Below are 18,369 nucleotides of genomic sequence, written 5' to 3' on the forward strand. Positions count from 1 at the left end.
TTGCGGCAATATCGGGTATTTCTGTCTGGACGAAAGGAAAGAAATACTATGAGCAAACCTGTTCTGGTCACCGGCGCTGCCGGGTTTATCGGCTTTCACACCGCCCTGCGGTTATTGCAACGGGGCGAAGCCGTCGTCGGCATCGACAATATGAATGACTATTACGATCCAGCCCTGAAACAGGCGCGGCTGCAACAGCTCGACAATTTCGAACACTTCACCTTTCGCGAAGGCGATATTGCCGACCGTAGCGGCATGGAAACGCTTTGGCGTGAACACGGCCCCTTCACACGGGTCGTTCACCTCGCCGCGCAAGCCGGGGTGCGCTATTCGCTCAAAGATCCCTATTCCTATGTCCAGAGTAATTGCATGGGACACCTGACAATCCTCGAAATGTGCCGTCACACCGCAGGATTCGAACATCTGGTTTATGCCAGCTCCTCTTCGGTATATGGCGGCAACACCAAAATGCCGTTTTCGATCGAGGACGAAGTCAACACCCCGCAATCACTATATGCTGCCACCAAACGCAGCGGCGAATTAATGAGCTACAGCTACAGCCACCTCTACCGGCTGCCGCAAACGGGGCTACGGTTTTTCACCGTTTACGGCCCGTGGGGTCGCCCGGATATGGCGCCGTTCATTTTCGCCAAAGCCATCGCCGAAGGGCAAAAAGTCCCGGTCTTTAACCACGGCGACATGAAGCGCGATTTCACCTATATCGACGACATTGTCGATGGCGTGATCGCCACGCTCGACACCCCGCCAGAGACAAAAGAAAGCGCGGATGTTCCCTGCCGTTTGCTCAATATCGGCAATCACCGCAGCGAAAAACTGATGGATTTCATCGGCATGATCGAACAGGAACTGGGCAAAAAAGCCGACATCGAATATCTGCCCATGCAGCCCGGCGACGTCCGCGAAACTTACGCCGACATCAAGGAAACAAACGCCCTGACCGGATACGTTCCCCAGACCACCATTGCCGAAGGCATCCCCCGCTTCATTGCCTGGTTCAAGGACTATTACAAGATGTAGCGCATAAAGCTACATCCAATCGCTTTCACAAAGCCATACACAGGAAACAAAGCTTTCCATACAGTTCGTTATACATTTCGTAACGGATTTCCTTTAGTATATATGGTTGAATGGCAAGGATTGTCATAAAGCAGAAGGATTCTGTATGGTTGGCAGTGTAAACAACATCCTAACCCCTGTCTTACGGGGGCAACTCTTCGCGTTGCAAAAAACGGCGCGAACGATGGATGACGTGCAATTACGGCTTGCCACCGGTAAAAAAGTCATTTCCGCACTGGACAACCCCCAGAATTTCTTTGCATCCCGCGCCCTGATCAATCGCAGCAACGATCTAGCCCGCCTGCTGGATGGAATCGGCCAGAACATCCAGGCCCTCAAAGTCGCCGATGACGGGCTGACCGCGATTTCGCGTCTGCTCAACCAGATCGAAACCGAGGCTCTCGAAATCCGTCAAACCATGCAAACACTCGATTCGAATCTAAGTGAGCTGATTCTGGCCGACGATCCCGTGGCATACTGGCGCCTGAACGAAACGTCGGGGGTTACCGCCACGAACCTCGGCAGCGTCGGAACAGCTATTAATGGCACCTATACAGGCTCGCCAACTCTGGGAAGCGATCCCCTCTATGCAGGCGGCGGCGATGTCATCCCTGAATTTAACGGAACAAATCAGGCCGTCCTGATCCCGGACAACGCTGAATTAAACCTGTCTGCACACGCCGAACGCTCCATGGAGCTTATATTTAATGCCAACGACATAACCAATCGTCAGGTTCTTTACGAAGAAGGCGGCAACGTTAACAGTATTACCACATACGTTTACAATGGCCGGGTCTACGTCACAGCCCGCGACCAGGGCGCCTGGGGACCGGCGCAGATCAGCGCCCCCATCGAACAGGGAAAGACATACCATCTGGCCCTGACCTTCGATTACCCGAACGGTGAATTCAAAGGCTTCCTGAACGGTGAACGCATCGGCATAGATACATCCGTCAACGCAATCTTCCCTTCTCACAGCGCTGACATTTCTATTGGCAGGATGAGCCAGGATTCCTGGTATCATGACGGCTCAATCAACGGTACGGGCCTTTATTTCAACGGACGGATCTCTGACGTCGCGATCTATAACAGCGTCCTGAGCGAAAACACGATCGCTGCGCGTTATGAAGCAACATGGCTGGAACAGGCCGAAGCTCTATCCGCCCGCTACAACGCACTGCTCGAACATATCGACCCGCTGGTCAGGGACAGCCATTACCGCGGCTTAAACCTTCTGAACGGCGAAAATCTGATTACCTATTTCAACGAAGACCGCACGTCTTACCTGGAAACCGAAGGGGACGATTTCACCAGGGACGGTCTGGGCCTGAACGACGCGCACTTTATTTCAGTCGCCGATGTCGATGACGTTCTCGACGATATTCGGGACGCCTTGCTCAAAACGCGCCAGTTTGGAACCACACTGGCTGTTGATCTCAACATTATCCAGACGCGGGATGATTTCTCACGCGAACTCATCAACACCCTGACCGAAGGCAGCGATGACCTGACCGTCGCCGACCAGAACGAAGAAGGCGCCAAATACCTGGCGCTGCAAGTCCGGCAATCCACCCAGTTCGTCGCTCTGAGCTTCACCAGAACGACCATAGCCGACTTCCTGCTGGATACGATTGCCTAAAACCGGTACAGTTTTTTTGCGGGGGTGTTTGCTAAGCCATTGAAATAATTGGCGTCCCGTACGGGATTCGAACTCAGACAACAAGCTATTGGTTTAATTTAAAAATAAAATAGCAAAAAATACAAAAGCCCCCAATAAAGCCCCCTATTTAATGTCTTCTTTTCTGAACACAGTAAGTTCTTGTATTTTGCTTTTTGCTAAATCTACACGTTCTTTGAAAGTGTAATGCTTGAAGTCGCCGAAATAGACATAGGGCTTAAATAAATCTGGCAACTCTTTTATCGTTTCCCATACAAACATCAGCTTTTTATGCTTTTCATCAATTTTGTCATGAGAAATATCTGAGTAGGTAACAAAGAACGCATAAGCCTTGCTCAACTCATCAAATTTTCTATGAATTTCTGGCCCGAATAAAGAACGGGCTTTGTGATATCCTATACCACGAAAAGACTCATTCGCGGCAATAAGAGCGTTAATAATTGCCTGATTACGGTCTCCATCATCGCCATGCTTAGGAAGGCCTCCATATTCAGTAACGCGGCTACAAAACTCCAAAACTTTCTCGTAAACTTGCCAGCGCTTTTCGAGTAAATCCAAGCGGAAGCGTTCTCTTGCATGCATATAGGCAAGAAAACTAAAAACAACTGCAACAATACCGAGCACTAAATCCATGTGATTATATTATTACAGTTTTTTGGTCTTGGTATATGGATTTTTGTATTTTCCTGTCAGTCAGTACAGTTACATCAAGTAAGATAACTGGTCTGCTGATCTTCCGGGTAGGCACTACCCTGTCTCTTCTCACAAAGGTTTTAAATGACGTTAAACGAACAATCAGCCCTAATGATTTAGAAAAGCGCAGACTTTTTGTCTAGCTTTTGAGTATTTTAAGCGCGTGTTTCTTTTAAATTGGGGCTCTTGTTCTATTTTGTCTGCCACGCCATTTTATCCCTTTCTGTTCGTCACCTAGGACTTAATAATCAAGTTTAGATTAAGTCCTCCCCCCCTTCCGTCCCCCAAGGGGGAGACACACACTTCTATTACCCTTGCTTTTCTTGCAAATAAAAAGCACTATCAGATCAGGTTTGCATTTATGCAGACTTGAGGCTTCGAAACCTCTTCATCAAAAGCGGCTGGCATCAGCCGTTAGTGATGCGCTTCTCAAGAAACGTATCACAGGATGCCGCTCTTCGGTCTTATGGCCGGGAGCGGCGGCTATGTCCAAGGCTTCGGCTTAAAAGCCGTCGGCCATTTTTCTTTTGATGGATGGTTTCGAACTCCCGGCTACCAGAGGATTTTCCTCTTGGTAGCGCGTTCGATAACTGGAAATATAAAGGAGCGGCATGGAATTTGTAATTGTTTTATTTTCCATTGGCGTTGCACTTTGGCTCTACGTATTCCTTCCTGCGGATATGGCAAAGGCTCGAAACCGATCAACTGTTATATGGGTACTTATTTCAATTTGTTTCACACCATTTACAGCAGTTTTTGGTTTGCTAGTGCTTGGGCAAGGGAAACCAGAACTTGGGCAGCATTAGTCATCTTTTAAACGTCTTGCTAATTTTTGCTTTTGTTCATCCGTCATCGTGCGCCTATGAAATGGATTTTTGCCCATACGGAAAGGCCATAGATGGCAATTTTTAGCCGCACATAACCGAACTTCGGACGGTTTTTCTAAACAGCATTCTAAACAATACTTTCGTATGGCTTTTACTGGTGTTTTTTCGATACAATTTTCAGTGTGTGTGTTTGTGTCTAAAATCTTTTTCATTGAAATTTTTTCCATTGCTAATGCAAAAAGTTCGGAAAGAACGGCATTTAAGAAGCGATCGATTTTTGATTGATGCGGTCTTGCATCCATGTATCAATTTCGCTTTCAAGCCATGCGACAGAGCGGGCGCTTAAATTGATGTTTTTGGGGAATGTGCCTTCGCTTATGCTGAGATAAATGGCACTACGGCTTAAACCCGTGCGCGCCATAACGTCTGTTAATCTGAGAAAGCGTTCTTTTTTTGATGGTTCTGACATTTGTATCCTTTCTATGTTTGTTCAAGTGGATACAAATATTTTTAATGGAATTTAGGTTGCTTCCATAAAGGTGATGGAAGGAAAATCTCTTTCAAAAAAGATGGATTTTTTTCTACGTCGGGAAATAATTATCCCAGGGAGCGTCACGGCGTTCTTTGTGGGTGTCTTTGATGGCTGTTTCTATTTGGCTCTGTGTGACGTTTGGATCTAGCTGTTTGATAATGAATAAGAGCAGCTCAGAGTCGCTGATGTCTCTTTTGGATATATATTCGCCTTCGTGGTAGCGGCTTTGTTCAAGTTTGCGTCCGAGGATCGGTTCTAACTTAGCGGACAAAATCATGATCCAATGATAAAGTGCTTCGCTTTTATTCGGAGTGTTTTCGGATTCAAAGTTTTCAAGCGTTTGTTCAATTCCGTCTGCCATTGCAGCCAATAAAACGAAGGAGCGAGCAGGAGAGGTAATTGTACCGGCATGAGTTGAGCGTATAATTTGATCTAACAAGCTATGCAGTGTTGGGTGTTTTTTATCAATAACATCGTACAAGTTATTTATTACGGCTTCACTGTAATATTCTGATGTATAGACTTCGGAAAGCGAGTCTGCGGCTTTGTTTATGTGCTTGAGGGTTTTTTCAAGCTTATCTTTTATTTCATGGGCTGGAAGCTCTCTTACATGATTGCTGTAATTTCTGACATATGCTTGTGTGGCAAGCATGATAGTGCGTTTTAGGACAGCTTTTTCTGACTGGGCTGTAAGTCCGATTTTTTGAAAAAACTCTTCAAAAAATTCAGAGGTGTAAGAATTCTCGTTACCAATATCTTTTATGCTGTTTGCCGCTGCTTTGGCCATTCTATTACTCTCGATGTTTGAACGCCATCAATATAATTTGCCCATTCTTGCATCATCTTTGCACGTTCTGGCAAAAACTTCGCACGGTCGTAAGCTCTGGCTACATCTCCGCGCTTGGCGTGGGCGAGTTGAGCATCCGGCACTTCATGTCGATAGCCTAATTTTTCCATTATTGTACTCATAGCTAATGCACGGAAACCGTGGCCTGTCATTTTTCCTCTATATCCCATACGATCTAATGCCATAAGGATTGTGTTGTTGCTCATGGTGTTGCTTCGGTTGGTTCGGCTTGGAAACACATAGATGGGATGATTATGCAATTCGCGCAACTCTTCTAAAATCTCGATTGCTTGGCGTGAAAGCGGGACGATATGTTCCTTACCCATCTTCATACGTTCGCCGGGAACGAGCCATTGTTTTTGCTCTAAATCAAATTCACTCCATTTAGCTCCGATCATTTCTCCCGTTCTTACAAATGTGAGCATCATAAAATTAACAGCCAGATAAGTTTGACGATTAAGTTTGGCTTTATGATCGCGAAGGTCGGAAATAAATTGTGGTAATTCTTTGGCCTCAATAGCTGCAAAGTGGCTTTTGGGTTTTGCTTTGACCATGCCTTTTAAATCTTCTGCAATGTTTGTTTCGGCTCGACCTGTAACAATCGCATAGCGATATATATGCCTACACATTTGAATGATCCGTTTAGCCAATTCATTGGCTCCGCGCTGCTTAACGCTATTGGCGAGGTCTAGAATCATTTTGTGGGTGATAATCTTGATTGGATATTTACCGATCTCTGGAAAGACATCACGCTCTAAGCGATCGATAACGGTTTTTGTGTTTACTTCTGACCACTCCGATTTTTTGTGTTCATGCCATTCACGGGCTATGGCCTCAAAGGTATTAGCTTGCTCTTGGATTTTTTCCTGCTTGATTTCTTGTTTTACAGCGGAGGGGTCATGCCCATTTGCTAGCAATTTTTTAGCTTCTTCTCTGTGGTCTCTTGCCGCAGCCAAGCTGATTGTTGGATATTCGCCTATGCAGAGCTTCTTTTCTTTACCAAGGTAACGGTACTTCATACGCCATAGTTTGCTATTTGGGGGCTTCACTTCGAGGTAAAGGCCCCCACCATCGAACAATTTATAGGCTTTGTCCTTGGGTTTTGCGGCTTCACAGGCTTTAGCGGTGAGTTTCATTTGGGGGCCTCCTGAATTCGGGTTATTTTAAAAGCCCCCTAAAAGGCCCCCATTTTTCTTAGAAATTATGGGATGCCCTTGGATGGTTTTGGAGGAATTATCGCTCAAAAGCCTTTATTTGTCTAGGTTTTATGGATTTCTTGGGATTGTATTGTGTGGATATTTGGCGTCCCGTACGGGATTCGAACCCGTGTTGCCGCCGTGAAAGGGCGGTGTCCTAGGCCTCTAGACGAACGGGACGCACTAGAAAATCTGAAAAGACTGGGTGCTTTATAATGGTAAAAAGCTATAAAAATCAAGCCTTTCTTTTCACAGAAACTAAAAATTTTCGTGGGCAGCTCAAAATGCAAATTCTGATTAAACATTTTTGCCTCCCCATTCTGATTGCGATACCTTGTGAGCAGCAGGTATCATGTCTGCGATACGAAAGAGGCGCGGATTGTGTGATAGGTTTTATTGTATCATGGAGGGGATTAATAAAAAATAAGCACCCGTTAAGGTGCTGATTTTATTAGAAAAATTGGTTGCGGGAGGGCGATTAGGGATTAAATCACACAGCACAGCTGACAATGGATTAAATTTGGTTGCGGGAGTTCGCAACCTCCTTGCCCAACTTATCCAATCGAAAGACATTCTCGCACGGCAATAGGCGGGCTAACTGACTGAAATATCAGTCAGTTTAGAATCCTTTTGGTTGCGGGTCTAACAGGAGGTTGGATATGCCTTATAGCCCTGAATCAACGGATTGGAGCATCCGGTCGGCGAAGCCCGACTTTGAAGCCGCGGTCTCACCTGTTCCGCAGAAAAAGCGCGGACGGCCAAAGCCGTTTTCGATCCGCTTCACATTCGAAGAACGCGCCCGGCTGGAACAGCTGGCCGGGGGCATGCCGATCGGCGCATTCATCCGTGACCAGCTTTTTGGAGATGACGCTATTGTCGCGCGTCGCCGGACACGCAATCACCATCCCGTCAAAGACCAAAAGGTGCTGGGCCAGCTGCTCGGTGTACTTGGGCGCTCCAAGCTGGCGAATAACGTCAACCAGCTCGCCCGCGCTGCCAATTCCGGTTCACTCCCGGCAACGCCCGAGACGGAGCGCGCTATCCATCGCGCCTGCCGGGATATCTCCTGGATGAAATCTGCCCTAGTCCGGGCGCTCGGCCTCCACGAGGAGCCTAAGCCATGATCCTGAAAGCCAGTGAGCGCGGCGGGGCGAAGCAGCTGGCCCGGCATCTGCTGGCATCGAGAGACAACGACCATGTCGAGGTCCATGAGGTCCGCGGATTCTTGTCCGAAGAACTCACAGAAGCCCTCCACGAAGCCTACGCCGTCAGCCGGGGCACCAAATGCCGGAAATTTCTGTTCTCGCTGAGCCTCAATCCGCCAGAGGACGAATCGGTCCCGGTTGAGGTCTTTGAGAAGACCATCGCAACGATCGAGAAAAAACTCGGCCTGGAAAACCAACCCCGCGCCATCGTCTTTCATGAAAAAGAAGGGCGGCGGCATGCGCACTGCGTCTGGTCGCGCATCGACCCGCACGCCATGAAGGCGATCAACCTGCCGTTCTTCAAACGCGATCTATATGCGATCGCCAAGGAAACCTATTTGGAGAATCGCTGGAAGCTCCCGAAAGGGTTCGTTACAGGTCTTCAAAAAGACCCGGCAACCTTCAGCCGAGAAGAATGGCAACAGGCCAAGCGGGTCAACCAAGATGCCCGGACGCTGAAGGCGCTGTTTCAGGACTGCTGGCGCGGTTCTGATTCCCGCAAGGCTTTCGAAACCGCCCTAAAGGAACGCGGCTTCTTCCTCGCCCGCGGCGACCGGCGTGGCTATGTCGCGCTCGATTACAAGGGCGAGATTTATGCGCTCTCCCGCTGGACGGATGCAAAGCCCAAAGAGCTGAAAGCCCGGCTTGGCGATCCCAAAGTTCTGCCCTCTGTTAACCAGACCAAAGCGGCCATCGCCCGGCGCATGACCGCGGCGATAGAAGCACACATCCGCGACACTGAAAGCACGGCCCAAAAGCGCTTAGCGGAGCTTTCCTTACAGAAAGCCGACCTAGTCCAGCGCCAACACGCGCAGCGTGCGGATATTGAGCGTCAGCAGGATCGGCGCTGGCAGGACGAATCACAGCAGCGTGCGCGGCGGCACGCTCGCGGCGTCCGTGCCGCTTGGGAGTTCGTCAGTGGTAAATACTGGCGTATCCGCCGCCAAAACGAAGCCGAGGTCCTCGCCGCCGGACAGCGCGACCGGGCTGAGCGCCAGGCCCTCGTCGAAAAACAGCGCATAGAGCGCCGCAGCTTACAAAAACGCATCGTCACCGCACGGCAGGCAGCTTTGGGAGAGCTAGGGGTGCTCCGCAGCGATATCGCTGCCTATATCGCCATGGGCGCAGACAAAGCGCCATCAGCCAAGAAAGCCTTCAGCTCCACCGCCCGCCTACACGCTGGGAAAACAGAACAGAAATCAAGACCGCGCACGCCGCCCGGCCCGAGCTTTGAGCCCTGACCTTCTAATAGACCCGGAGACCGACCATGAACGACGACATGACCACCTTCGACAGCGACGATTTCAATGACCCCGCATACCGGGATTGGGAACGTGAAATGTCCGAATGGAGCGAGCGCCTGGAGACACCGCTGTTCAAAGAAGCCCGCGCCGTGACCGATGCGGTTCACGAGATGCTGGAAGAGGAAGAAAAACACTGCTTCACGGTCAATAAAAACACCAAGCTCCAGCGCGTAAGCCTATCGCTGCCAAAGCCGCTGGTTTATCTCGCTACCTACATAGCTATTCGGGAGCGGCATAACGATCCATCAACGTCGCCGCTTTGGCAGTCTCATCTCGACGGAGATGCGGCGCACCTTACAACGCGCATTCGCAACGACAATCTCACGGCCACCTTGACCGAACACCTCTGGAACGATCTGCACTGGCTGGCGACCGGCGGTCATCATGTGCTCTATCCGGAGAAAACTGCAAAACGCGGGGTTGCCTCTTTCAAGAAACCTGACCAGCGCTATCGCATAACCATTGAGATATTGCGGCTCGCGCTATTGTCTCTCGTGTCCGAAGCCCCAGACTACGATATTGAGAAGCCACTTCCACGCGAAGATTCCGGCAAACCAGATATCGCCACATCTCCGTGCGCCGTCGTCGCGACAGCATACGATCTCGCCGGGATACAAATCGCGATTAAAGAAGCGAGCGAATCGTCCACTATTGACGATGACATCCCATTCTGACGGAATAAAGAAATCCCAGAACGGCACCACGTGCGGCTCACACCGACGCCGACGCCGACGCTTCAATGGGAGGAACCGTTAATCGGTCATGCAACGCGCCCTGCGCCGACTCATCTTTGCCGCAGATAACGATTTTACGGATGTCTTCGCCAAACACGCCATAGAGCAGCGGTTGACGGCACCCTTCGAGCAAAGCGACATCGTATATTTCTTTCACCGATCCCGTAATCGTTATCGAATAGTCAACGGTCATCGTATCAATGTTAATGACATCCAAGGCGCAGCGCGCTTCTTCTTTGCGCTTTTTCAGTTCCTGATCGAGGGGCAGCCCCTGGAAGTTCTCATCGCGCGGCGCTGAGCTGCAGATGAACGCATAGTTCTTATGAAAGTGAAGCCCGCGCAGGAAACCGGGCCGCCACATGATGCGCTCGATTTCGCCTGATTTTCGATCCAGCTTGCACAAATAGCCTTTTCCGGCTTCGAGGAACCATAAATCGCCGCGGTGAATGCGCGGCGTATGCGGCATACATAGGCCGGAGGCAACGATCTCGTTCGTTCGCATATCCATGATCAGGCCACCACATTCACGGTCCCCCTTCCAGCCCAGATTCACGTTTGACTGCGAGACCATCGACACATAGGAAAGCGTGCCGTCGTCAAGACACAGGCCATTTAGATGGCAGCGATCTTCAAACACGGTGGCGTCAATGAAAGGCGGTCGCCAGTAGGGCGCAAAGCTGCCTTTTTCATCGTGGGCAATCCGGGCTATACAGTTCCAGCCTGTGACAACGCCATACAGGAATCCATCGCTGGCCCGGACAATCTCATGCATATCGACGCCGCCGGTGACATAAGCCGAACGCGGCAGGTACATGCGGTCCCATTGGCCGTGCCAGATTTGGTCTGGCTCAAGCCCGTTTTCCAGCTTCCAGATATTGTGATGCGTTGAAATCCAGATATTCCGATCCTCTTCAACGTACAGGGCCATACAGCGCTCAAAATTACGCTCAGCCACGGTGGCGCTCACCTGCCCCGGTCCGACAACAATCAGCTTGCCGCCCTGATAGGTCGTCAAGGCGATGCTCATATTCTCGGTGGAAAGGAAGTTTATGAAGGGATCGTTTAGATGAAGGTCGAAGCGATTTACGATGTCTTCTTCCTTGTCCGGCGTATCGCCAACCCGTCTGATCATTCCGTGGTCCTGACGTTTATTCCAGTTTTTGTTGTTGTTTTACAAGTTCCTCTAAAGCGAGCATGCGCGCTTCGAGAGATTCAATGTTATCTTTCTGAATCTTGATCAGATTATTTTGCTCTTCGATCGCTTCGATCATGGGAGCAATCAAACCGAGGTAGTTCAAGGACAGCATCCCGTCGTGGCCTTCATGGACAAGGGCAGGATAGATCATCCGCACATCCTGCGCGATCAGACCGTATTCCAGCGCCTGTTTCGGGTCGTCCTTCATGCGGAAAGACACCCCATTCAGGGCGAGGATTTTATCCAGCTGCCCGTCGGGTAATTCATCGATATCGGATTTCAATCGCCTGTCGGACACATCGACAATCACGCCCGTGAATTCGATATCGCCCACAACATCAAGTGCTGCATCAGGGTTAGGTTCACCGATCCCGACATTGCCACCATAAATGATAAAAGAATCATCGGCTGTGATGTTGACACCGCTATTGGCATCGGCCGTGTTGCCGTCAAAGAAAAACACGACGGTGCGGTCGCCGGTGATTTTTGGGAGAGGCGTGTGCCACGCTGTCTGCAGGCCAAAGGCCATAGAGCCATCACCCGCACCGTCACCAGTCGTTCCGGAGCCAGCCACTACCCAACTCCCCATCGCGACGCTGGTCTCGCCACTGGTTGTGTTGTTATACCCCATGGCCACGCTGGAATAACCGTTGGCCGTATTGGAAAATCCCGCCGCAATACTGCCGAGTTCATTGGCTTGATTATAAACCCCTAACGCCACAGCGCCCGTGTTGTCAGCGGTATTGTTGATCCCCATCGCGACACTGCTGTTACCAGAGGCGATGTTACTAAACCCCATCGCGACACTGCTATAGTCACCACTGGCCGTGTTGCCATACCCCATCGCGACACTGCTATAGTCACCACTGGCCGTGTTGCCATACCCCATCGCGACACTTAGAGCACCACTGGCCCCGTTGCCATATCCCATCGCGACGCTCTCAGAACCACTGGACGTGTTGCCATGTCCCATCGCGACGCTAGTGTAACCACTGGCTGTGCTGCCATACCCCATCGCCACGCTGGCATAGCCACTGGCCGTGTTCTCCCCCCCCATCGCGACACTTTGGCTGCTGCTGGCCGTATTGTTATATCCCATCGCAACACTGCTGTTGCCAGAGGCTTGTACATTCGTCCCCCACGCGAAACTGTTATCTTGGATATTGGCGTCCTGCCAGGCTGTACTCCCCCCGATTATTAAACCACCCCGGAACGCCTGTTTATCTGGATAAAAGAACATACGCGCGCCGTTGTCATCCAGCGCAGCGGGCAATGCTTGTCCATTTTTTACTATGTGAACGTCTTCATAGGAAATATGCGTCGTATTATCGGTCCACAGGCCGCTACCGCCGCCAAAATCGGTATATGCCGAACAATCGTGAGAGAACTGGAGCTTGTCGGTGGCATCATCGAACTTGATGCATCCAGCCTGGTTGCCGACACCGCCGTCGAGGCGGATTTCTCCGGCACCTAAGTGAAGGGCGCTGGCGGGCGTTGCCGTCAAGCCTATCCCCAGCTTTCCACCATAGAGGATCAACGAATCGTCGGCTGTGATGTTGACACCGCTATTGGCGTTGAGCACATCACCATCGAAAAAGAGCGCCATTGTCCGGTCACCGGTTATTTTCGGTTTCGTCGCATGCCACCTTGTCTGAAGACCAAACGCCATAGAGCTATCACCAGCGCCATCAAGAGCGGTCCCAGAGCCCGAGGCGACGTATCTCCCCATCGCGACGCTGGTCTCGCCGCTGGCCGTGTTGCTACGCCCCATCGCGACGCTTTCGCCACCGCTGGTCGTGTTGTATTTCCCCATGGCGACGCCGGCATAGCCGCTGGCCGTGTTGTAATACCCCATCGCAATGCTGAAATCACCGCTGGCCGTGTTGTCATTCCCCATCGCAACGCTGGCCACGCCGCTAGCCATATTGCTATACCCCATCGCGACGCTGTCATAGACGTTGGCCGTGCTGTTACGCCCCATCGCGACGCTGGCCAAGCCGCTGGCTGTGTTGCCATACCCCATCGCGACGCCATAGTAGCCACTGGCTGTGTTGCTATTCCCCATCGCGACGCTGAAATCACCACTGGCCGTATTGAATCCGCCCATCGCGACGCTAACGAAACCGGTGGCCGTGCTGACCTTCCCCATCGCGACGCTTTCGTCGCCGCTGGCTTGTACATTCTCTCCCCACGCGAAACTATGAGAACCGATATTCGCATTCTGCCAAGCCGTACTCCCCCCAGCAATCCTGCCGCCGCGGAAAGCGCCCATATCCGGATAAAAGAACATGCGCTTGCCATCGTCATCCATCGTCGCAGGCAGGGCTTGCCCGCTCTTGATGATGTGCGCGCTTTGGTAGGAGATATGCGTCGTATTATCGGTCCACAGGCCGCTGCCCCCGCCAACGGTACTGCTAATTATGGTCCCATCAGACTTCTTTCCTTTGAGTTCAAACTCGTCATTGACCTCATCGAGCCACAGCGACCATTGGCTATTGGAAAACAGGACATCCCCCGGCGCGGCAGCGGGGCTACTCAGGATCACGCTGTTGCTGGGATTGTCGTAACGAAGAAAACCGATCCAGTTCGAGCCGTTGCAGAACATAAAATTCTGACCGTCGATCGTCGGCCCCGGATCGTCGTCGGCAGCCCGCACAAAATACCCGGCCTCACCAGCCAGACAGGCATCGCCGGGACCAACTTCCTGTGCAAACGCCGTCAGGCTTGTAGAGCACATCAAAGCGAGAAACGGTAAAGCTCCTGATTTACGAATGCGGGACAATTTTTTTCAACCTCTACCTAGTACGACTCTCTCTAAAGAAACTATTTCTGTAAAAATACGAAACACACAGTCAATAATGCCCCAAACGATAGAACTCACGTTTTTACTGCTATCTTAACTATTGTTCTTTTTCCGACGCGCTTCGCGCTTCGCCCTCATCTGTTGCCGATACGCTTTGCCCTTCTCTCTCACAGAGGTCAAACACGCCTCCATATCCTGATTATTTTTCATACAGTTTTCGCGCGCTTTGCGCATTTCTTCTCTGTGCGCTTTTGCTTCCTTTTGCATAGCCTGCATTTCCTGCTTGAGCTTTCCCATTGCGGCCCCGCGATTTTCGACGCGCTCGGTTTTCGCAGACTGTTTTTGGCTCTTTGCTTCGGACTTCTGCGCCTGCGCGCTCACGGAGAACCCGCTCAAAGCGAGACTTACAATTATTAATGTGAGAAGTCTTTTCATATCCTATTTCCCTATTTCAGATACCGCGCTCCTGTGAGTCTTTTCGTCAACTTGACCCATTGGTCAAATTTACAAACGCAGAGATATAATCCGTATCTATTTATTTTTAACAACAAAAGATCAAGAAGTCTTTAACGAATTAGATTTTTCCCAAGCTTTTTTTGAGGCTCTCAAGCAGCACTGCCCGATAAACCTGGGATCAACGATTCGTCTTTGCGGACGATTCGCCTCCATTCTCGATGCCAAAGGGCGCGGAAAGCACGGTGCTTTAAGATGCCGTCATGGCCTTTGGCGAGCAGCATCAAGGCTCAGCGGCAGATACCGCTGAGCGAATGGATTAGAAGTCCTGCGCATTGACCACCAAGAGGTGGTAGCGGAGCGCGGTGATTTCACCGTTGAGCTCCATATCACGGGCGATGGCATCGTAGTCGATGTAGTAGCGCAGGTTCTCCGGGATTTCGGTGGTCTCTTCGATCATCTCGGCGGCGTAATCTGCCGCGCTGCCCTCGTAGAGGATCACGTCTTCGTAAGCGCCCAGCGCATCTTCCAGGCTATAGCCGCAATCTAAGAGAAACCCAATCTGATCGGCGGCGATCTCGTCAAGGTCGTCGAGCTCTTCGAACCAGAGATGCACCTGTCCCTGCCCGATGGAAGCGTCTTTGGCCAGCCGGGCCAGGTGATCGTCGCCGGCGATGAACTGGATTTCGACTTCTTCGCATCCTTGTTTTTCGAGTTTGTCCATACCGGTTTCGTACTGATCTAGGCTGTCGAAGTAAAAGCCGGTGTGATCGAGGGAATAGGGCTGCGCGTAGAAGGTGGTCATGGTGTTTGTCTCCTGCTCTTAATGTGAAATCGTGGGATCACAGGAAGGCGTGGGGACGAGGCGGACCGGAATAGCCCGGACGCCATCGATGGTGCGGCCCGCAGGGAATCCGAGGACACGGTTGATGGCGGGAGCCGTAAGGGTAAGGCTTGCAGGAACGCCGCCCGCGCCCAGGGTTGCCACAGTTGATTTCAAAAGAGCGCAAGGGAGACATGCTGACCGCCGCTGCCGCCCTGCTCCCCACAACGCCTGCATGACGGCCAGCCGAACGAGAACCCAGCAAACCGCGGCACACGAAAAGACAGCGAAGACACAAAGAACCCCGCCATTATCCAAGGGCGGCGATCTGACCCGCGGCCAGCAAACATATCAAGGGACGTAAAAGCAGCTCGCTGACAGCGGATGAAGGATGAGCGCCCCTGGCCCGCCTTTCGTTACGAGGCCAAAGGGCTACCGGGATTCCGCTGTCGCCTCCTAACGCGATGCTTGTAGCGATCGGACACGAGCGCAGGCTGCCCGCAAATTCCGAGGGGGAAGGCATCGCAACACATCACGACATCACACAAATGCGGCGAACGCTGCCACAAGCGTAACCACCACTCATGCCATGAACCTCCGCCTTGGCGTTCCCCCAAGCCTGTTTTGCAGTGAGCCAACCACCGCAAGCCTTTCATCAGGCCATGATGATCGTGCGGGGGGCCAGAAAGGCTCCGGTGGTCGGGGCCTTCACGAACAAACAGGAGGAACCCATGACAAAGCTCTTAACGCATTTCGAGCTGGCGTCTCGCAGCGAGCGTGACCTTCGCGCTCTGTTACGTGATCTGTTCAACGCCCTCGCCCGCTCGGATGCAGACAGCAGCGAGCGCCGCAATACCCTCGCTTCGCTGGACAATGTCCGCCGCGAGATCAGCGCCCGGCAGAACCTGAGGCTCTAATCAATCTGACGGCAGCGGGCCAACCACGCCGCTCGCTGCCGCATCCACATCCTCACCGTACAACAAGCAGGCGGGACGCAAGGGGCGGCACGGCGCACCGACACAGGTGTAAATGCCATTGTCATCACCGATTATCACGTACTCATGATTAACGAGCGCCTTCTTAATCACCTTATTGTGCTTTTTTACTTGCCTTTATTTCACTTATATGTGATATTTTATATTGTCCTTAATCACGTAGAGGTGATTGTCATGCGTTCCCAGGACCGCGCCACAGCCCGCCGCCAGATCGACAAGCGCCTTAGCCAGCTGCCCGGCGCGGACGCGTTTGTACGCCCGCCGCGTGGCTGGATCAAGGCGATCCGCGACGCCCTCGGCATGACCACGAAACAGCTGGCCAAGCGGCTCGGCGTCGTACAGTCACGCGTCGTTGCCATCGAAAAGGCAGAAACCTCTGGGTCCATCACACTGGACTCGCTGGAACGTGCCGCCCAGGCGCTCGATTGCCGCCTGGTTTACATGCTGGTGCCTCGCAGACCGCTTGAGACACTTGTCGAAGAGCGCGCAGAAGTGCTCGCCAAGACGCGGTTGGCGGCAACCGGTCACAGCATGAAGCTCGAAGCCCAGGGCGTCGATGCACAAGATGAACGCGCGCAGCTAAAGGTGCTGACCGACAAGATCATCGCCCAAGGCGGCTCGGCGATTTGGGAGGATGAATGACGGACGATCCGCTGATCGAACGCGATGATGCATCGACGCCGCTGTCGCCTGAAGAGCAGGAGGGGTTAATCCCCTCCTACATCACGCTGCGCGCCGAACTCAATGAAGCCGAGCAGGCGAACATCCTTGATGCTGAGGAATGGGCATTTAATCGCAAGCGCGGTGTACTGGCCGAGAAATTCCTGAACGACCTGCACAAGCGGATGTTTGGCCGGGTCTGGAAATGGGCCGGTCAATATCGACGGACAGGTAAGAACATCGGCGTCGACGCTTACAAAATTCCGATGGAGCTACGAAACTTGCTCGACGATGTGCGCTTCTGGCTTGAGCACGGCACCTATGAGCCCGACGAGATCGCGGCGCGTTTTCATCACCGGCTGGTCTGGATACACCTATTCCCGAACGGCAATGGCCGTCATGCCCGCACGGCAACTGACCTACTGCTGGTCGCCATGGGCAGACCCCGCTTTACCTGGGGCCGCGAAAGTCTCATCGACGCCGGTGAGACGCGCCAAGCTTACGTCGACGCTCTGCGCGCTGCAGACGATCACAATTATGCACCATTACTTGCCTTCATTCGATCATAGTCGCCGATGAACTCACACGACGTACAAGGCCCGCACCGGTACCGCACCTAACCAAAGGTTATCCACGTCGCCGAATATTATTCGCGAGCTTTTCATTGATCTGCATTTTCTTCTGAAGCTGTTTTGTACTCAGTTTGCGCTTCTGCATGACCCTTGATATTTCACGTAGCGCGCTAAATCAAGCCCTCGCTTCCGCGCCATGTCCACCTTGTGGTGAAGGTTTACAACCGAGATTATTGACAAACAGGCCATTATGCCCATTATCTAGCTGTTAGCGTTAAAAGGAGAGATCTTAATAATGGCGTTCGTGCGTAGAAAATGTTTTATCTCTTATCACCATGCCGATCAGGCAGAGGTCAGTCAGTTCGTTCGAACTTTTGACCATTGGAAAAACGCATTCATCGCTCGTGGCCTCGGGCAAGAAATGTCAGAAGATATCATCGACAGTACTAACACTGACTATGTAATGAGAAGAATTCGGCAACTGTATCTCGGGGATTCTAGTGTCACTATAGTCATGCTCGGCAAATGCACATGGGCACGACGATACGTGGACTGGGAAATACAATCTTCTCTTCGTCAGGGTGATAGTGTAGCTCCGAACGGGCTTTTTGCACTTAAGTTGCCGAGCTTTACATATGGGAATCAATATTTTCCAGATAGGCTCACCAAGAATCTTAGGCAGTCTCATCTACAAGAAGACTGTTATGCGCGCTGGATCAATTATCCCAGCACAACCGATCAGCTGGTGAATGCGATTGAGGCTGCATATCAGAGG

19 protein-coding genes and 1 tRNA gene are annotated in these 18,369 nt (G+C 51.7%); 10 read left to right on the forward strand and 10 right to left on the reverse strand.

All coding sequences use genetic code 11. The features are described 5' to 3' along the window. Positions 1-48: 48 nt before the first annotated feature. Together H6868_10430 and H6868_10435 are read left to right on the forward strand one after the other, a co-directional pair. Positions 49-1,038 (forward strand): SDR family NAD(P)-dependent oxidoreductase, encoded by a 990-nt coding sequence (locus tag H6868_10430; protein MCB9989727.1) that lies wholly within the window; start codon positions 49-51, stop codon positions 1,036-1,038. 145 nt (positions 1,039-1,183) lie between these two features. Continuing rightward, on the forward strand, positions 1,184-2,716 hold the full coding sequence (locus tag H6868_10435; GenBank protein ID MCB9989728.1) for a hypothetical protein: 1,533 nt from the start codon (positions 1,184-1,186) through the stop codon (positions 2,714-2,716). A gap of 144 nt (positions 2,717-2,860) precedes the next feature. On the opposite strand, the gene H6868_10440 is transcribed toward H6868_10435, so the two are convergent. After that, the gene (locus H6868_10440) at positions 2,861-3,388 is read right to left on the reverse strand and encodes a hypothetical protein (GenBank protein ID MCB9989729.1); all 528 of its coding nucleotides are present in this window, start codon (positions 3,386-3,388) and stop codon (positions 2,861-2,863) included. A 671-nt stretch (positions 3,389-4,059) separates the two neighbouring features. Here H6868_10440 and H6868_10445 point away from each other — a divergent pair. After that, positions 4,060-4,254 carry a hypothetical protein gene (locus H6868_10445; protein MCB9989730.1) on the forward strand — a complete coding sequence of 65 codons (195 nt, stop codon included), beginning with the start codon at positions 4,060-4,062 and terminating at the stop codon, positions 4,252-4,254. Here the strand turns inward: H6868_10445 and H6868_10450 are convergent. From H6868_10450 to H6868_10470, 5 genes are all read right to left on the reverse strand, one after another. Next, on the reverse strand, positions 4,251-4,577 hold the full coding sequence (locus H6868_10450) for a hypothetical protein (protein MCB9989731.1): 327 nt from the start codon (positions 4,575-4,577) through the stop codon (positions 4,251-4,253). The genes H6868_10445 and H6868_10450 overlap by 4 nt on opposite strands. Further along, a complete protein-coding gene (locus H6868_10455) occupies positions 4,535-4,744 on the reverse strand; it encodes an AlpA family phage regulatory protein (protein MCB9989732.1) in 210 nt (69 codons plus the stop codon). The genes H6868_10450 and H6868_10455 overlap by 43 nt, the downstream gene beginning before the upstream one ends. 112 nt (positions 4,745-4,856) lie before the next feature. Next, entirely contained in the window at positions 4,857-5,594 is a 738-nt protein-coding gene (locus H6868_10460) for a hypothetical protein (GenBank protein MCB9989733.1), read from the reverse strand. Then, positions 5,567-6,790, reverse strand: coding sequence for an integrase arm-type DNA-binding domain-containing protein (locus tag H6868_10465; GenBank protein ID MCB9989734.1), 1,224 nt, complete (start codon positions 6,788-6,790; stop codon positions 5,567-5,569). Before H6868_10465 ends, H6868_10460 begins: the two co-directional genes overlap by 28 nt. A gap of 164 nt (positions 6,791-6,954) precedes the next feature. Then, a tRNA-Glu gene (locus tag H6868_10470) sits at positions 6,955-7,030 on the reverse strand. 479 nt (positions 7,031-7,509) lie between these two features. Here H6868_10470 and mobC point away from each other — a divergent pair. Genes mobC through H6868_10485 form a run of 3 tightly spaced genes read left to right on the forward strand, consistent with a single transcriptional unit; the run spans position 7,510 to position 10,033 of the window. Continuing rightward, complete coding sequence (mobC, locus tag H6868_10475) at positions 7,510-7,974, forward strand: plasmid mobilization relaxosome protein MobC (GenBank protein MCB9989735.1); 465 nt, start codon at positions 7,510-7,512, stop codon at positions 7,972-7,974. Next, complete coding sequence (locus H6868_10480) at positions 7,971-9,296, forward strand: relaxase (GenBank protein MCB9989736.1); 1,326 nt, start codon at positions 7,971-7,973, stop codon at positions 9,294-9,296. Before mobC ends, H6868_10480 begins: the two co-directional genes overlap by 4 nt. 26 nt (positions 9,297-9,322) lie before the next feature. Next, positions 9,323-10,033: a hypothetical protein gene (locus H6868_10485; protein ID MCB9989737.1), complete on the forward strand. Its 711-nt coding sequence runs from the start codon at positions 9,323-9,325 to the stop codon at positions 10,031-10,033. A 37-nt stretch (positions 10,034-10,070) separates the two neighbouring features. Here H6868_10485 and H6868_10490 read toward each other — a convergent pair whose 3' ends face one another. The 4 genes from H6868_10490 to H6868_10505 form a co-directional block, all read right to left on the reverse strand. Next, the gene (locus H6868_10490) at positions 10,071-11,225 is read right to left on the reverse strand and encodes a TIGR03032 family protein (GenBank protein MCB9989738.1); all 1,155 of its coding nucleotides are present in this window, start codon (positions 11,223-11,225) and stop codon (positions 10,071-10,073) included. A gap of 16 nt (positions 11,226-11,241) precedes the next feature. Beyond that, a complete protein-coding gene (locus H6868_10495) occupies positions 11,242-14,070 on the reverse strand; it encodes a tail fiber domain-containing protein (protein MCB9989739.1) in 2,829 nt (942 codons plus the stop codon). Positions 14,071-14,184: 114 nt separating this feature from the next. Next, positions 14,185-14,526, reverse strand: coding sequence for a hypothetical protein (locus H6868_10500; GenBank protein ID MCB9989740.1), 342 nt, complete (start codon positions 14,524-14,526; stop codon positions 14,185-14,187). 337 nt (positions 14,527-14,863) lie between these two features. Beyond that, positions 14,864-15,349, reverse strand: a complete 486-nt coding sequence (locus H6868_10505; GenBank protein ID MCB9989741.1) for an antirestriction protein ArdA — start codon at positions 15,347-15,349, stop codon at positions 14,864-14,866. 749 nt (positions 15,350-16,098) lie between these two features. Here H6868_10505 and H6868_10510 point away from each other — a divergent pair. From H6868_10510 to H6868_10525, 4 genes are all read left to right on the forward strand, one after another. Beyond that, positions 16,099-16,284 carry a hypothetical protein gene (locus H6868_10510; GenBank protein ID MCB9989742.1) on the forward strand — a complete coding sequence of 62 codons (186 nt, stop codon included), beginning with the start codon at positions 16,099-16,101 and terminating at the stop codon, positions 16,282-16,284. A gap of 252 nt (positions 16,285-16,536) precedes the next feature. Continuing rightward, positions 16,537-17,004 carry a mobile mystery protein A gene (locus tag H6868_10515; GenBank protein MCB9989743.1) on the forward strand — a complete coding sequence of 156 codons (468 nt, stop codon included), beginning with the start codon at positions 16,537-16,539 and terminating at the stop codon, positions 17,002-17,004. Beyond that, positions 17,001-17,591, forward strand: coding sequence for a mobile mystery protein B (locus H6868_10520; protein ID MCB9989744.1), 591 nt, complete (start codon positions 17,001-17,003; stop codon positions 17,589-17,591). The genes H6868_10515 and H6868_10520 overlap by 4 nt, the downstream gene beginning before the upstream one ends. A 298-nt stretch (positions 17,592-17,889) precedes the next feature. Next, positions 17,890-18,369, forward strand: a 480-nt coding sequence (locus H6868_10525) for a TIR domain-containing protein (protein MCB9989745.1), incomplete at its 3' end; no start/stop codon positions are given.

It is taken from the genome of Rhodospirillales bacterium, assembly GCA_020638175.1.
Lineage (GTDB): Bacteria > Pseudomonadota > Alphaproteobacteria > Micavibrionales > Micavibrionaceae > JACKJA01.

Excerpts from the sequence above, each read along its gene's own strand:
- H6868_10505 (MCB9989741.1), bottom strand. The coding sequence starts at position 15,349 with ATGACCACCTTCTACGCGCAGCCCTATTCCCTCGATCACACCGGCTTT.
- H6868_10430 (MCB9989727.1), top strand. The coding sequence starts at position 49 with ATGAGCAAACCTGTTCTGGTCACCGGCGCTGCCGGGTTTATCGGCTTT.
- H6868_10500 (MCB9989740.1), bottom strand. The coding sequence starts at position 14,526 with ATGAAAAGACTTCTCACATTAATAATTGTAAGTCTCGCTTTGAGCGGG.
- H6868_10445 (MCB9989730.1), top strand. The coding sequence starts at position 4,060 with ATGGAATTTGTAATTGTTTTATTTTCCATTGGCGTTGCACTTTGGCTC.
- H6868_10510 (MCB9989742.1), top strand. The coding sequence starts at position 16,099 with ATGACAAAGCTCTTAACGCATTTCGAGCTGGCGTCTCGCAGCGAGCGT.
- H6868_10490 (MCB9989738.1), bottom strand. The coding sequence starts at position 11,225 with ATGATCAGACGGGTTGGCGATACGCCGGACAAGGAAGAAGACATCGTA.
- H6868_10450 (MCB9989731.1), bottom strand. The coding sequence starts at position 4,577 with ATGGATGCAAGACCGCATCAATCAAAAATCGATCGCTTCTTAAATGCC.
- H6868_10515 (MCB9989743.1), top strand. The coding sequence starts at position 16,537 with ATGCGTTCCCAGGACCGCGCCACAGCCCGCCGCCAGATCGACAAGCGC.
- H6868_10520 (MCB9989744.1), top strand. The coding sequence starts at position 17,001 with ATGACGGACGATCCGCTGATCGAACGCGATGATGCATCGACGCCGCTG.
- mobC (MCB9989735.1), top strand. The coding sequence starts at position 7,510 with ATGCCTTATAGCCCTGAATCAACGGATTGGAGCATCCGGTCGGCGAAG.
- H6868_10485 (MCB9989737.1), top strand. The coding sequence starts at position 9,323 with ATGAACGACGACATGACCACCTTCGACAGCGACGATTTCAATGACCCC.
- H6868_10455 (MCB9989732.1), bottom strand. The coding sequence starts at position 4,744 with ATGTCAGAACCATCAAAAAAAGAACGCTTTCTCAGATTAACAGACGTT.
- H6868_10435 (MCB9989728.1), top strand. The coding sequence starts at position 1,184 with ATGGTTGGCAGTGTAAACAACATCCTAACCCCTGTCTTACGGGGGCAA.
- H6868_10480 (MCB9989736.1), top strand. The coding sequence starts at position 7,971 with ATGATCCTGAAAGCCAGTGAGCGCGGCGGGGCGAAGCAGCTGGCCCGG.
- H6868_10440 (MCB9989729.1), bottom strand. The coding sequence starts at position 3,388 with ATGGATTTAGTGCTCGGTATTGTTGCAGTTGTTTTTAGTTTTCTTGCC.
- H6868_10465 (MCB9989734.1), bottom strand. The coding sequence starts at position 6,790 with ATGAAACTCACCGCTAAAGCCTGTGAAGCCGCAAAACCCAAGGACAAA.
- H6868_10460 (MCB9989733.1), bottom strand. The coding sequence starts at position 5,594 with ATGGCCAAAGCAGCGGCAAACAGCATAAAAGATATTGGTAACGAGAAT.